Source organism: Bradyrhizobium sp. ARR65 (assembly GCF_000472385.1).
Lineage (GTDB): Bacteria > Pseudomonadota > Alphaproteobacteria > Rhizobiales > Xanthobacteraceae > Bradyrhizobium.
The window spans coordinates 26,441-40,557 of sequence record NZ_AWZU01000024.1; the positions used below are offsets into that span (position 1 = coordinate 26,441).

Annotated in this window: 12 protein-coding genes and 1 tRNA gene; 6 read left to right on the forward strand and 7 right to left on the reverse strand. The window is 62.3% G+C overall.

The window, feature by feature from the left end:
• Nucleotides 1-46: 46 nt before the first annotated feature.
• Nucleotides 47-1,252, reverse strand: coding sequence for an ABC transporter substrate-binding protein (locus tag F758_RS0124395; RefSeq protein ID WP_024510329.1), 1,206 nt, complete (start codon nt 1,250-1,252; stop codon nt 47-49).
• A gap of 1,241 nt (nt 1,253-2,493) precedes the next feature.
• On the opposite strand from F758_RS0124395, the gene F758_RS0124400 reads away from it, so the two are divergent.
• Nucleotides 2,494-2,736: a hypothetical protein gene (locus F758_RS0124400; protein WP_157450136.1), complete on the forward strand. Its 243-nt coding sequence runs from the start codon at nt 2,494-2,496 to the stop codon at nt 2,734-2,736.
• A 50-nt stretch (nt 2,737-2,786) separates the two neighbouring features.
• Here the strand turns inward: F758_RS0124400 and F758_RS0124405 are convergent, their stop codons facing one another.
• Together F758_RS0124405 and F758_RS0124410 are read right to left on the reverse strand one after the other, a co-directional pair.
• Nucleotides 2,787-4,136, reverse strand: a complete 1,350-nt coding sequence (locus F758_RS0124405; protein ID WP_024510331.1) for a tyrosine-type recombinase/integrase — start codon at nt 4,134-4,136, stop codon at nt 2,787-2,789.
• 226 nt (nt 4,137-4,362) lie between these two features.
• Nucleotides 4,363-4,437: transfer RNA gene (locus F758_RS0124410), tRNA-Gln, on the reverse strand.
• Nucleotides 4,438-4,694: 257 nt separating this feature from the next.
• Here F758_RS0124410 and F758_RS0124415 point away from each other — a divergent pair.
• Entirely contained in the window at nt 4,695-6,476 is a 1,782-nt protein-coding gene (locus F758_RS0124415) for an acyl-CoA dehydrogenase family protein (protein WP_024510332.1), read from the forward strand.
• Nucleotides 6,477-7,481: 1,005 nt separating this feature from the next.
• Here the strand turns inward: F758_RS0124415 and F758_RS0124420 are convergent.
• Nucleotides 7,482-8,342, reverse strand: a complete 861-nt coding sequence (locus tag F758_RS0124420; RefSeq protein ID WP_157450137.1) for a helix-turn-helix transcriptional regulator — start codon at nt 8,340-8,342, stop codon at nt 7,482-7,484.
• A 96-nt stretch (nt 8,343-8,438) separates the two neighbouring features.
• Here F758_RS0124420 and F758_RS0124425 point away from each other — a divergent pair, with 96 nt between their 5' ends.
• Nucleotides 8,439-9,323, forward strand: coding sequence for an SDR family oxidoreductase (locus F758_RS0124425; protein WP_024510334.1), 885 nt, complete (start codon nt 8,439-8,441; stop codon nt 9,321-9,323).
• 88 nt (nt 9,324-9,411) lie between these two features.
• Here the strand turns inward: F758_RS0124425 and F758_RS0124430 are convergent, their stop codons facing one another.
• Nucleotides 9,412-10,035: a CGNR zinc finger domain-containing protein gene (locus F758_RS0124430; RefSeq protein WP_024510335.1), complete on the reverse strand. Its 624-nt coding sequence runs from the start codon at nt 10,033-10,035 to the stop codon at nt 9,412-9,414.
• Nucleotides 10,036-10,174: 139 nt separating this feature from the next.
• On the opposite strand from F758_RS0124430, the gene F758_RS0124435 reads away from it, so the two are divergent.
• On the forward strand, nt 10,175-11,041 hold the full coding sequence (locus F758_RS0124435) for an alpha/beta fold hydrolase (protein ID WP_024510336.1): 867 nt from the start codon (nt 10,175-10,177) through the stop codon (nt 11,039-11,041).
• 202 nt (nt 11,042-11,243) lie between these two features.
• On the opposite strand, the gene F758_RS44495 is transcribed toward F758_RS0124435, so the two are convergent.
• Nucleotides 11,244-11,921, reverse strand: a complete 678-nt coding sequence (locus F758_RS44495; protein ID WP_198026556.1) for a TetR/AcrR family transcriptional regulator — start codon at nt 11,919-11,921, stop codon at nt 11,244-11,246.
• A gap of 281 nt (nt 11,922-12,202) precedes the next feature.
• Here F758_RS44495 and F758_RS0124445 point away from each other — a divergent pair, with 281 nt between their 5' ends.
• The gene (locus tag F758_RS0124445) at nt 12,203-12,835 is read left to right on the forward strand and encodes a PepSY domain-containing protein (RefSeq protein WP_024510337.1); all 633 of its coding nucleotides are present in this window, start codon (nt 12,203-12,205) and stop codon (nt 12,833-12,835) included.
• 142 nt (nt 12,836-12,977) lie between these two features.
• Here F758_RS0124445 and F758_RS0124450 read toward each other — a convergent pair whose 3' ends face one another.
• Entirely contained in the window at nt 12,978-13,178 is a 201-nt protein-coding gene (locus F758_RS0124450) for a DUF2905 domain-containing protein (RefSeq protein WP_024510338.1), read from the reverse strand.
• 256 nt (nt 13,179-13,434) lie between these two features.
• Between F758_RS0124450 and F758_RS0124455 the strand changes: the two genes are divergently transcribed.
• The gene (locus tag F758_RS0124455) at nt 13,435-14,052 is read left to right on the forward strand and encodes a TetR/AcrR family transcriptional regulator (protein WP_349543233.1); all 618 of its coding nucleotides are present in this window, start codon (nt 13,435-13,437) and stop codon (nt 14,050-14,052) included.
• Nucleotides 14,053-14,117 lie beyond the last annotated feature (65 nt).

Consider the following 14,117-nt stretch of genomic DNA (forward strand, 5'->3'; position numbering starts at 1 on the left):
GAGCGTTTTGGCCGCTGCCCAGAACTCCGCTTGGCGGTCTTTGCCGCTATTGCGAATGCTTTACCAACCCGCACTTGCTCTCCGCGAGCGGAAGAGCTGCTTGATCGGCCGGGATTGTGCGAACGATACGATAGGAGTCCCAATCAGCCTTTGACTCCGATGGAGATTTCACCTCCGCTAGATACATATCTCGGAGCACTCTCCCATCCGGTCTGATCGTGGCGTTCTTCGAAACGAGATCTTGCACGGGAAGTTCGCGCATTTTTTCGGCGACCGCCTTTCCGTCTTCGGTTCCGGCCGCTTTGATCGCTTTGAGATAATGTAGTACCCCCGAGTAGACGCCAGCCTGAATCATGCCCGGCTTTTTCCCGGTCCGCGCTTCGTACCTCTTGGCGAACTCGCGGCTGTCGTCGTCGCGATCCCAGTAGTACGCTGTCGTCACCAGCAGCCCTTTGGCGCTGCTGAGCCCCAGCGCCCGGATGTCGCTTATCACCACCACCAAACCAACCAGCTTCTGACCGGTCCCAGCCAGATTGAATTCTGCCGCCTGCTTTATCGAGTTGATTGTATCGGCCCCCGCGTTCGCGAGTCCGACTACTTGCGCCTTCGAAGCCTGGGCTTGAAGCAGGAAGGAAGAGAAGTCGCTTGTGCTGAGGGGATGACGGACGCTTCCCAGCACAGTACCTCCGTTTTGCTCGACGGCTTTCGTCAGATCCGCTGCCATTTGATGCCCAAAGGCGTAGTCGGCGACCAGCAGAAACCATTTGTTGCCGCCGTCCGCGAGAACCGCACGCGCAGTACCCACGGCCTGAGAATACGTATCCCACATCCAGTGGAAGCCGGTCAGCGAGCAGTCTTCGTTGGTGAGGCGCGTCGTGCCCGGGCCAACGGAAATGGTGATTTTACCCTTCTCTCGAGCAAGGTTCTGGACCCCGATGGCGATAGCCGAATTGGTGAGGTCCGTGATCATGCCGACGCCGTCGGCGTCGAACCATTTCCTCGCAGTCGACAGACCGATGTCGGTCTTGTTCTGGTGATCGGCTGCCACGATCTCGACCTTCTTGCCGAGCACTTGGCCGCCGAATTCTTCGACGGCGAGCTTGGCCGCCTCGACGGAGCCCATTCCGCCGAACTCGGCATAAAGACCTGATTGATCGTTGAGAACGCCAATCCGTACGACGTCTCCTGCAAACACCGGGCTTGCAGTTAAGCCGATGATCGCGAAAAGCGCTGCCCAGGCCGATTTCGACATGCCTCCCCCCATTTGTATTTATTAGTGGTCGCGCAACCGGCCGTATCTTCCGAACCAATGCGCGCTTTGCGGAAGCTTGAAATTTTTCAGCGCTGGCCTCTACGAAGAAAAACGAAAAACGATTTTTCGTTTCTGACCTCTCGCTTCGTAGGGCCCGACCGAAGCCGTCACCGGCGCAAGCCCCGAGGCCAGGCTGACGTGCGAGGTTCTGCCGACATGCCACAGTTGTGAGACGATACGGCCGCCCTTTCCGTGCACGTCATCGACGATGGTCTTCCATCCATCGGACTGCTGCTCCGGGTACCCGCATCGCCGGCCCTAAATTGGGCGTTGCCGCCCTGGGGTTGCCGCTGGTCTCGATCTCCTTCGGGGAGTGCCTGATGGCTTCCATCTGGAGCTTGACGAAGGCTTCGAGCTGCGGCCCTTGTGCGCCGCACTCCCTCTAACTCTGCGTCAGCGATCGCTCAGCCCTCGCGAGCGCGGGTTCGAGCTTCTCCTTCGGATACCCGCGATCTGCATGCCGCCGCGCTGCGTCACCCAGGTCTTGCGCGCGATTTCCTCAACGTCTCCGGCACACCGGTCATGGCCGAATCCCCCGACTCGCTTGCGAGAGGCCGATGATACCCTTGGTGCTCGTCCGTCTGGGATCGATCCTTCGGAAGGATTCGACCGAATGCCACGTCCGGCTCGCGGTCGGGTTCCAAGGATTCGGCTTCCAACAGGCTCACAATGATGGCAATTTGAGACAAATTCGAACCAACCGCGGGGTCTCCACCGCGGTTCTCCACCGTCCGAATCCGGTGGCTCGAGAAATGCCGTGTTTTATTGGGGTTTTCGCACGTCGCGGGCAAGTGGCGGAGAGGGAGGGATTCCAACCTCCGTTACATGGCCCACCCGGAACGATTCGACGTCCGACCCTCAAATTCGTAGCCAGTCGGCGGCTCGCGCAGGCAGAGTTGAGCTCGACGACGTTCGGAGCAACCCACCTATCTGCACGACTTAGGCGCCGATTCAACGACATCAGCATTAACTTGTTTACCTCGGGTCAGCCCTCTGCGACCGTGATGGGTCGCCCGAGCTCATTCCTAGATTAGCCGTGAGAGAGATTTTCGCCTCCAACAGGAACGGCGTTGGTTGTGGTCGATGGACCCACATCGACGGGTTCAGCGAGAGCGTCATCCGCTACATCCGGGAGATCGAAGCCCGCGACTGATGATAGCTGGATGGAAAGGAGACGGGCCATGACGGGAATGCACAAGGCGCAACAAGAGGTGCCAGCGCCAACGCAGCGGCTGTTCCTGACACGCCGGGACGCTGCCATCGAATTGCGGATGTCGCTGGCAAAACTGGACCGCGTGATCGCGCGCGGCGAACTGAAGGCCAAGAAGCACGGACACTCGGTGGTGGTGATGGCGAGCGAGATCACGCGCTATATCGAACAATGGCCCGACGTACAACCGCGCGCCGTTCGTGGCGCGCGGTGAAGACTAATTTTCAGCTACAAGCCTTCCGTTGCGTCTCCAACGCTGCATATTCAGGCGACCGCCTTGAGCTGCGGCCTCGGCCGCGCAAGGTGGCGCTCCCATGCATTCATGATGCCCATGCGGGGCTTCCAGAGCCGATTGCGCCGGTAGGCGCGCTTGACCTTGTCGCCCGGATTGTGCGCCATGCAGTAGCCGATGGCATCGGGATTGAACTTCATGGTTTCGCCGTCGTCCTGCAGCTCATTTTCCGCCCACGTCTGGAAGGTGGCGCGCATGCCGTGCGGCGTCGCGTTCTTCTTCAGCGTATCCACGAGCAGATCGCGCATCGTGTTTTCCGAGATCGGCTGCTCGAACGGATTTTTGAGCTGACTGGCATCGCCGGGCCACAACAGCCCGACCGGCTGGCCGGGGAAGGTTTCTTGCAGGTACGCAATCTGCTCCTTGAGCACGGCGACGAGACGCGGCACCATCGGCAGGATGAACGGATGGCCGTCGTCATCGACCTTCATCAGGTCGCTCGGCACCGTCCATTTCGGTCCCGGCCGCAACGGATCGTCGACGCCGCCTTCCAGATCGAGATGGTCGATGTGCAGATAGCGTACCGCATTGGTGCGCAGGTTGGAGAGGATCAGCGCTTCAAGCGCGCGTGCCGACTGGCTCTTGATGGCGCGCAGCTCGACCATGAACTCAGGCATCTTCTCTGCGTTGAGCGCTTTCATGGGTCCGCGAATCCGCCCGCGCTTTTTGACGGGCTTGCCGAGCACCGCGACGATAGCCTCAACGCTTGCCGGATCGCCCACGGGACGCAGTTCTTCCCTCGCCGCCGCCTTCAGGACGCGGGCAACCAGCGCACGCACTTCCTCGGCCATCGCCGGCTTGGCGTCCCAGATCGGACGCATGACGTCGAGCACCTCGGGCGTGCCGATTTTCTCAATCGGAAGGTTGTTGATCGCCGTGCAATAGATCGGAATGATCCGCTTCATGCCTGCGGCATCCTTGGCATTCTTGCGCTTGTCAGCCCACCCTGCGACGACTTTCGTGCCATAGGTTTCGAAGGTTGGGCCGGTCTTGCGGCGGCCCACGCCTTTGGTGGCCTCAGGATAGATGCCGTGCTTGATGTCGTCCTGCAGCTTGAGATGCGCGGCGAGCGCGGCGTTGTAAGAAAAATCCTCGACGCTGCCGAGTGGCGTGAGCTTGGGCTGGCGCTTCTGGCTCTCCTTCAGCATGTGCTTGGGCTTCTCCCACTGCGAATAGAACAGACGCGAGTTGCCGGTCACGAGCAGTTTGAAGCTCCGATGGTGTTCATCCGTATAGAGCTTCTGCTTGCGCTTGCCTTTCTCGTCCAGCCCACCGTCCGGCAGGGAGTGGAGATTCTTGGCGTTGAAAAACTTGGCCATCATTTCGGAATTTCCAAGTTCGATTGGGCGCAATGCCCAGTCATGCTTCGAGGCATGATCTAGTTTGATTCCGTTTATAATTCAAGGCGGCCCGAGGCGGGTGATGAGAGATGCGGACGCACGACATGGCGTGAGGAGAAAAGTCTTGAATTAACAGTTCCTTGTCATCGGAACGCGTGATGCGAGGTAAGGAGATGGGAGGAGGAGTGAGGAGGCTTGATGATACCGGTGGCTGGGGCGGGAGGATTCGAACCTCCGCATGGTGGAATCAAAATCCACTGCCTTACCACTTGGCGACGCCCCAAAACGACGTGACGGAAGGGCCGGACGAGGGTCCAAACCGTTTCGCGCCGGCACCGTCGGTCTATAGAGACAAGCGAGCCATTTCAACAGGGTAGACGGCATTATTCGCGGCAAATTCTTCTCCCGGACTTGCTGCCCGAACACGGCCTTTCGTCTCGCGACGCCCCTGCCGACCCTCTTGAGAAGAGTGTTGAGGGGCTTGCGGTTTCGTGGGAATACGGCAGCCAATTCGAGGCCGAAACAAGCGGGATGACGCTCATGACCTACCAGGCGCCGATCAAGGACATGCTGCTGGCGCTCAACCATGGCGCGGGGCTGAAGGCCGCGGTGGAGGCCGGCCATTACGGCGATTTCGACGCCGACCTCACCGCCGCGGTGCTGGAGGAAGCCGGCAAATTCGCCTCCGACGTGCTGGCGCCGCTCAACCGCGTCGGCGACCAGAACGGCATCAAGCTCCAGGACGGCAAGGTCACCACCGCTCCCGGCTGGCCCGACGCCTATAAGCGCTGGACGGAAGGCGGCTGGAACGCAGTCTCCGGCCCGGAAAGCTTCGGCGGCCAGGGCCTGCCGCTCGCGATCAATGCCGCCTGCACCGAGATCTGGAGCGCATCCAACGTCGCCTTCGGCCTCTGCCCGCTGCTCACGCTCTCGGCAATCGAGGCGCTGGATGCGCACGGCAGCGACGAGTTGAAGAAGATCTACCTCGGCAAGCTGGTCTCGGGCGAATGGACTGGAACCATGCAGCTCACCGAGCCGCAGGCCGGCTCCGACGTCGGCGCGCTGCGCACCCGCGCCGAGCGCGCGCCCGACGGCACCTACCGGCTGAAGGGCGCCAAGATCTTCATCACCTATGGCGATCACGACATGACCGACAACATCGTGCATTTCGTGCTCGCGCGTCTGCCCGATGCACCCGCCGGCACAAAGGGCATCTCGCTGTTCCTGGTGCCGAAATTTTTGGTCAATGCCGACGGCTCGCTGGGCGCGCGCAACGACATCTATCCAAGCGGCGTCGAGCACAAGCTCGGCATGCATGCCTCGCCCACCTGCACCATGACCATGGGCGACCATGGCGGCGCGATCGGTTACCTGATCGGCGAGGAAAACCAAGGCATGCGCTGCATGTTCACGATGATGAACCAGGCCCGGCTCGGCGTTGGCCTCGAAGGCGTCGGCATCGCCGACCGCGCCTATCAGCAGGCGCTTGGCTATGCGCAGGAGCGGCGCCAGGGCCGCGCGGTCGGCAAATCCGCCGACAGCGGCTCCGATCCGATCATCGTGCATCCCGACATCAAGCGCACGCTGATGCAGATGCGCAGCCTCACTGCGGCCGCGCGCACCATCTGCTATGCCACGGCGGTCGCGCTCGATGTCGCTGCCCGCGCCACGGATGCAAAGGTCCGCAGCGAGGCCGCTGCCCGCGGCGCGCTGCTCACGCCGATCGCAAAGGCCTTCTCCACCGATGTCGGAAACGAGGTCGCCTATCTCGGCGTGCAGGTCCACGGCGGCATGGGATTTATCGAGGAGACCGGCGCCGCGCAGCATTATCGCGACGCGCGCATCACCCCGATCTACGAGGGCACCAATGGCATCCAGGCCATCGACCTCGTGACGCGCAAGCTCGCCGCTAATGGCGGCGCCGCGGTGTGGGCTCTGCTCGACGAACTCGGAGAGACGATCAAGCAGGTTGAGGGTTCGAACGATCCCGCCTTCGGCGGCACGGGCCAAAAACTGCACGACGCGCTCGCTTCGCTGACGCGCACGAGCCGCTGGCTGCTCGAGCGCGTCACCAGCGCACCCAACGATGCGCTGGCCGGAGCGACGCCCTATTTGCGGCTGTTCGGCGCAACAGTGGGCGGCTGCTATCTCGCCTCCGAGGCGCTCGCCGCCCGCAGCGGCAGTTTCGGCGAGCCGCAACGTTATGTGGCGCTGGCCCGCTTCTTTGCGGAGAACATCGCGGTACAGGCGCCGTCGCTGGAGAAGAGTGTGACCGACGGCGCGGAGATGGTGAACGGCGCGGACGCGGTGTTGTTGGGGTAAGTCTCTCATCGTCGTCCCGGCCACGGCCGGGACCCATACCGCGGAATGCATCTGTGGTGCCGTGATGCCAGTCGATCTTTGCAACAATACGGCCTGTGGTTATAGGTCCCGGATCTGCGCTCGCGACCGGACAATGCTGCGCGTTGCCGGGGGCTCGCTTGTCCGGGACGACGCGTGAATATTCCTAACAGCTGGCGCCGTCGTTGCGAGCGCAAGCTAAGCAATCCAGAGCCGCATGTGAGGCTCTGGATTGCTTCGTCGCTTTCGCTCCTCGCAATGACGCATCCATGAGTCGGCATTCTCGCGACGCCTTTTCGTCCGAGTTGAGCTGAGAACCTTCTCCCTCCGGAAATCAGAGGGCGCAGGGAAGACCGGGTGCCCGCTGCGCACCCACGGCCCCCGCGCAAAAAATTGCGCGAGCGCGCGTTGACCACAGGTGAGCGCGGAAATCACTCCGGCCTTCCCTGCGCAGTGGTTTACGGCTTACTNCGNGCTCTCCCCGGTGAGCCAGACTTTGTTGCCACCGTCGCCCGCGCGATGCGCTTGCGCATCGTCGCGACCTTAGCGCCAGCCTTGGGGCGCCAGGACCACACGACTTCGCCGTCCGCAAAAGGATGCCGCTCGTCAGTCAGCCCATTCGCGTCCACCGCATCCCGCACTCAACGTCCGTGACGACGCGTACGTCCCTCAGCGAGGCGGGACGCGAGAGAAGATGCGACTGATTTGGGGTGATCACAAAGCGATTTATTTTTGCGCGAAGATCTGGACGACCCAAATCAGATTGAAACGCCTCGCGAAATTAGTTTTTACGCGCACGCGTCTTCGGGCGCAAAAGGGCACGACGAGCGCAGTTCGTGCATGGATTGAACGCAGTGAAATCCATCGGAGTGTGTGAGGTGATGGGGTTTCGCGGAGCCTGTCATCGGGCGCGCGTTCGCGCAGCCCGGTGGCTCAACCCATCCTGCCAATGACTGGCGCATCAGGCGGATCGCGATTGGTGAACGCTCATGCCCGCATCTGCTGCTGCTCGCGCGATCGTTCGAGCGCGTTGATGAGCGATCTGATCCGCTCGGCATCCGCGGGCGTTGCCGGATTGTAGATCACCATGGCGAGATCGGGCCTGCCATCGACGGCAAAAGCTGAATATTCCAGCCCGAGCATCCCGACCACAGGATGCCGCAGATGTTTCGTGCCCTCGCCATGTGCATTGACGTCATTGGCACGCCACATCGCTTCGAACTCAGAGCTCAGGCGGCAGAGCTCATCGACCAGCGCCTTGACGTTTTCAGCCGCACCTGCCCGCGCCGTATCCGCCCGGAACGTTGCCACCACAAAGCGGGCGACGCTTTCCCAATGCGGCTGCGCGGCGCGGACCCGGGGATCCAGGAAGAAGAGACGGAGAACGTTGCGCTCGGCGGCGGCGAGCGAGCTGTAGTCCGTGAACACTGCCGTCGCTGCGCGGTTCCAGGCAACGACGTCCCATGTGGCGGTCCTCACAAGCGCCGGGCTGAGCTCCAGCGCGTCGAGCACACGTTGCAGCCGCGGCGAAATCCCATCAGTCGCCTGATAACGACGAACCTCGGGCAGCCGGCCCAGTGCAAGTAGAAACAGGTGCTCGCGCTCGACCTCGGTCAGCATCAGGGCGCGGGCGATGCGATCGAGCACGTCAGCCGACGGCGCCCCGCCCCGGCCCTGCTCAAGCCACGTGTACCAGGTCGCGCTGACATTGGCGCGCTGCGCCACTTCCTCCCGCCGCAGGCCGGGCGTTCGCCGGCGCGCCAACGGAAAGCCGAGGGCTGCCGGGTCAAGCTTGGCGCGGCGATCCCTCAAATAGGCTCCAAGCAAGTTGTCGTTGCTATCAGGCATGCGCATCCTGTTAGTCATTATACCTGTGTAAGGTCCCTACTTTACCGGGATAGACGACGCGCCGAAATAGCCTCCGCTCAAGGTGGAGAATTCTTCATGCGCGTGTTCGTGACCGGTGCAACGGGATTTGTCGGCTCTGCCGTCGTCAACGAACTGATCAGTGCGGGACATAAAGTGCTGGGTCTCGCCAGGTCGCAGGCGGTCGCAGGAGCGCTTGCCGCGACAGGCGCGGACGTCCATCGCGGCTCGCTCGAAGATCTCGATAGCCTGAAGCGTGGCGCGGCCGCAGCCGATGCAGTGATCCACACCGCCTTCAATCACGACTTCTCGAAATTCGCGGAAAATTGCGAGATCGAGGGGCGCGCCATCGAGGCGCTCGGCAGCGTGCTGGAAGGCTCCGACCGGCCGCTGCTCGTCACCGGCGGGGTTGCGCTGTTGGCGCCGGGCCGCATCGCGACCGAGGAGGATGTGCGTGTAACCGGCTTTCCTCGCGTTTCGGAAGAGGTGGCTTCAGCGCTCGCGGGCCGCGGCGTGCGCGCGGCGGCGATCCGTCTTCCGCCCTCGGTCCACTGCATCGGCGATCACGGTTTTGTGCCGCGCCTCATCACCATTGCGCGCGAAAAGGGCGTCTCTGCCTATGTGGGTGAAGGCCTCAACCGCTGGCCCGCCGTGCATCGGCTCGATGCCGCCCGCGTCTATCGCCTCGCGCTGGAGCAAGGCGCCACGGCAGGCACGTATCACGCGATCGCCGAACAGGGCGTGCCCTTCAGGGAGATCGCCGCCGTGATCGGCCACCGATTGAACCTGCCGGTCGCATCCAAGTCTCCCGAAGAGGCGGCCGAGCATTTCGGCTGGTTCGCAACGTTCGTGAGCGCAGACATCCCAGCATCGAGCGAGCGAACCCGGAAGCTCTTGGATTGGGAGCCGAAACAACCGGGCCTCATCGCCGATATCGATCAGCGGCGCTATTTCGAAAGCTGAATGGGTCGGCGCGTGCAAGAGACCCGGTCTTTCCGGAACAAAGACGAAGGTCTTGCGCAGCAATCCTGCGCAAACGCCGAAGTCGGCCTTAACGCTTCTCCTTGAGACGATTTCGGTGAGCGGCCTGTTTGGCGCGGTTGCCGCAGATGGCCATGCTGCACCATCGTCGCCCGCGGCCGCGGGTGCGATCGACGAACATGAGGGTGCAGCTATGCCCCTCGCATGCCTTCACGTCGGAAAAGTCTTCTTCACAGACGAATTTGGCCAGCGCCTCGCCGATCGGCAGCAGCAATGACTCGGGCGAACGCCAGCGCCGCATGTGTTGCAGGTGCAAGCGATCGCCGCCATCCGCGCGACGCGGGACGACCTGGCTGAAAGCCTCATCACGTTCGAGCAGCCTGTTGAGCGGCTCCAGTTCGCGCGCGGCCTTGGCCGTCAACGGACGGCGCATGTGCTTGCGGACGAATCCTCTGAACCACTCGCGTAAGGCCCGCGCCTGATCGGCCACCTTATCCAGTTCGCCCGGCATCGCGCGCGCCTTCAGCGCGTCGAGTTCATCGGCCGGTACCAGCCTGGCTTGCGCGAGCCAGTCGAGGAATCCATCGCCGTCAGCGATCCAGTCGACCGGCACATCGGTCGGCGTCGCGATCGAATTGAGGAAATCCAGGCCGGGGGAGTCGGCAATGAATATCGCGGGGGAATGAGATAGCATCTGGGGGCCTTCCCGCAGCCGGATCGTTCCAACGGTCAGCTAAGTAACCCCTCTAACAGTTCTTGACAAGTTACCTCATCGGCATAACCTGATCGAAGCCATTTTAAAGGTTACGTCCTCACTGCCAGGAGCAGCGCCCATGTCCGTTGTGAAATACCGCTTTGCCGATGTCGATGGTTTCAAAGTCTTCTATCGCGAGGCCGGCTCGTCCGACGCACCGAAGCTGCTGCTTCTCCACGGCTTCCCGAGCGCGGGCCACATGTTCCGTGATCTCATTCCCCCGCTTGCCGACAAATTCCATATCGTGGCTCCCGACCTTCCGGGCTTCGGTCAGTCGGACATGCCGGCGCGGGCAAAGTTCACCTACACGTTCGACAATATCGCCGGCGTCATCGACCGCTTCACCGAAGTGATCGGGTTCGACCGCTTCGCGATCTATGTCTTCGACTATGGCGCACCGACCGGCTTCCGGATTGCCGTTCGGCATCCGGAACGCATCACAGCGATCATTTCGCAGAACGGAAACGCCTATGAGCAGGGCCTCAGCGACGGCTGGAATCCGATCCGCACCTATTGGCAGGACCCCTCGCCGAAAAATCGCGAGGCACTCCGCGCGTTCCTCTCTCCCGAGGCGACCCGATGGCAATATACGCATGGGGTTGCCGACGCAGACGCGGTGTCGCCGGACGGCCAAAACCTCGACAATTTCTATCTGGCGCGTCCCGGCGCCGATGAGGTGCAGCTGGATCTGTTCGGGGACTACAAGAGCAACGTCGCGCTCTATCCGTCATTCCAGCAATATTTCCGGACTCATCGCCCGCCGTTCCTGGCCGTCTGGGGAAAGAACGATCCTTTCTTTCTCCCGCCAGGAGCGCAGGCCTTCAAGCGCGACATTCCGGATGCCGAGGTCCATTTCCTCGACACCGGCCACTTCGCGCTCGAAACGCATGCCGGTGAGATCGCCGAACGAATCCGCGATTTTCTTGGGCGCAACACGCGCGCTTAGAGCACAGCCCGGCCGCGAAACGCGGCTTCTCGCACCGACGCAGCGATGACGTCCGATGGCTCATAGCGAGCCCGAAAATGCAGCTAGAAAATGGAGCCGCCAGTGGGGCAACTGGCGGCTCCAAGCCAGACGACGGCTTACCGGATAAGCAACGACGTCTGACAACAAAGGGCCGGAGCAAATGCGCCGGCTCCTGCGTCGTTCAAAACATCCCTCGTCCCAACAGCGTGACGACATGCCGGGCCAGGCGGTCGGGGCTGACGGAATAGGTCCCCTTCGCGCCCGCGGCCAACGGCAGCAGGACGAGCGCGACGATGGATGTGAAGACCAGCTCAGGCTCGATGGTCTCGCCAAGCTTTCCTTGTTGCTTCCAGCGTTCGATGCAGCGCGAGGCCTTCTCTCGCTTGGTTTCCGCAAGCCGCCGCTCGATCTGCTCGGTCAGCGCCCCGCCTTCACTCAGTCCTTCGCGCAACCAGAGCGGAGCAAGCCAGGGGTATCGCGCCGCGGCTTCAAGTAGACGCGCGACGAAGTTCGAGATCACCGTCATGGGATCATCGCATTCCGCGCCGAACGTCTCTTCGATACTGGTGCAAATCGGAAGCAGGCGTTCTTCGACGAGAGCATCGATAAGTTGCTCCCTGCTGTTGAAGTAATAATGCGCCATCGCGGGCGTCAGGCCGACCTGATCGGCAATCATTCGCAGCGTCGTATTCTGCACGCCCTGTTCGGCGAACAGCACGAGCGCCGCATCGAGCAGCAGCGTGCGCCGGTCCGACTTTCCCGTAGGCCGTCCAGGCGGACGCCGGATGATGTCGCCAACCCTTCGTAGTCTCGCTGTCCGAGCCGTGCGGCCCGCCCGTTGCGCCAGCTGCCTTGACACACTCCGCCCCAGAGAATTAATTAACTCAGTGATTAATATATCGTGCGGGTGAGCGGAGCAATGGCTGCGTAAGAGAAAAATGCCATCGAGTCGCATGTCCTTGATCCGGCGCAGAACGTTTATCTGGGGCCGCTCACTACAGGGGATGCGCCAGGGGGCGCGAGAAGCTGCGCAACGGTGAACCGGCATTGATTGCCGTCACGATGGCTAAGTTGTGTGTTTAGAGACCAGTGAACAAGGACGGCGCGTGAACCGACAACGCGACCGGCAGTGGGTCCCCGATGTGGAAAAACTATGTAAGCGCAGCGATGTTGTGGCTGATGCTGACGCCGTCTCATTTGAGCGCGACCGCGCTTTCCGGTACCGCCCCCTCCATCGCGCGCAATGACGCCGGAACCGGCGCCAACGTTGACGACCAAACGATCGACCGCGAACTTGCGCTGTTTCGCGCGGCACAGATCTCGCTCTGTCAGGCGCTGGTCAGGGCCGAAAAACTGCACCCGGGCTCGAAAACCTGGGACATCGGCTTCGACGGCAGCCCGGCTTCGCCGGTCTACAGGGTGAAGACGATGGCGAGCGATCGCATCTGGGAAAACGCCATCGATGCCCAAAGCGGAGACGTTGCAGGCGAAGAGACTGTCTCGTTCGTCAGGGACCTGAATGCGGAAAATCAGCACAATGTCGACGCGCTCAAAAGCGTGCGCCAAGATCTCTTCGACGCCGTGCTCGTCGCAGAACGCGCCGCGAAGGGCAAAGCGATCGGTGGAACCCTGCTCAGGGACAGCGGGCGATTGAGCTTCGTCGTCGTCATCGTGAGCGGCGATGACCTCAAGCAGGTCACGCTCGATCCGCCCAGAGCAGGCCGCGGCGGACGGAGTGCGCGGCAGGGCGCCGCGATGCGGCGATGCAACTAGAGCGATCGCCGAGCTGAGCGAATCGAGGGAGCGCGCGCCCAGCCTCCACTCTCATTGCGAGCGCAAGCGACGCCTCGCAATAACGGGCCTGATTGAAGGCGCTTGTCCGGGTCTGCAACTTGGCAGATGCTCTCATGCGAGCCTACCGGTTCACCAGCCACAGGACCAGGCTCAGCACGATGCTGATGATGAGCGAGGTCATCAGCGGAAAATAGAGGGAAAATCCCGGGCGCTCGATGACGATGTCGCCGGGCAGCCGGCCCAGCCCCAGCCTGCCGATGAACGGCCACAACAGGCCGGCGGCGACCAGGACAAGTCCGAAGATGATGAGTGCGCGCGACATCCTGCATCCCGACCGATCGTGAACCGTGTTACGACGGCATCTCCAAAGTAGGGACCGCCGCGGCGGTGCCGCAAGACCAGCAGGGCCCTTCCCCGCGCCCAATGTTACCGCTGAAACGCAATCGTTCAGTTTAATTGAACAATCGCCCGCCCTGTGCCAGAACGGGCTCGGGGAGCCTCATGGCTGATTCAATCAGGGCACGGCTGATCACATGGTTGCTTCCAAACGGGCACATAGCCGAGGCGGCCGACCTCCTTTGGAGCGTGCGGGCGAAGTCGAGGAGCGCATCCTCGACGCCGCCGAAAGGATTTTTCTGCAGCGCGGCTTCGACGGCGCGAGCGTCGACGAAATCGCCCAGACGGCGCGCGCGGGCAAGCCGACCATCTACGCCAGGTATCCGGGCAAGGAGTCGCTGTTCGCGGCGGTGATGGCGCGCCAGGTCGCGCGGAACACGCAATTCGAGAATCTGGCGCCGCATGGACGCACGTTTCATGCCAAGCTGATCAACCTTGGCACGGCGCTGGCCGAGCGGATGCTCAACGACGACACGATCGGACTGTTGCGCTCGGCCATCGCCGAGGCGCAGCGCTTCCCGGAATTGACCCGCGGCGTCAACGAGATGGCGCGCAAACGCGCCGCCGCCAACCTCGCCAAGCTGCTCGCTGAGCTCGCGCGCGAGGAAGGGATCGAAGCCAAGGGAGCCTTTGCCCCCGAGCGGATCGCGGATACCGCGCGCATCTTCCTCGATGTGGTGCTGTTCGGCGTGCTGATGCGCCGGCTGATGGGCGAAGACGCCAAGGCACTGAGGAAAGAACTGCCCGATCACGTGCGCCTGCGCGTCGAGTTCTTTCTTGGCTCCTGCGGCAGGAATTAGGGCAATCGTCGCCGAGCTCAGCGAAGCGAGGGTGAGCACGCCAACCTCGGCGTCAAAACGCCTGA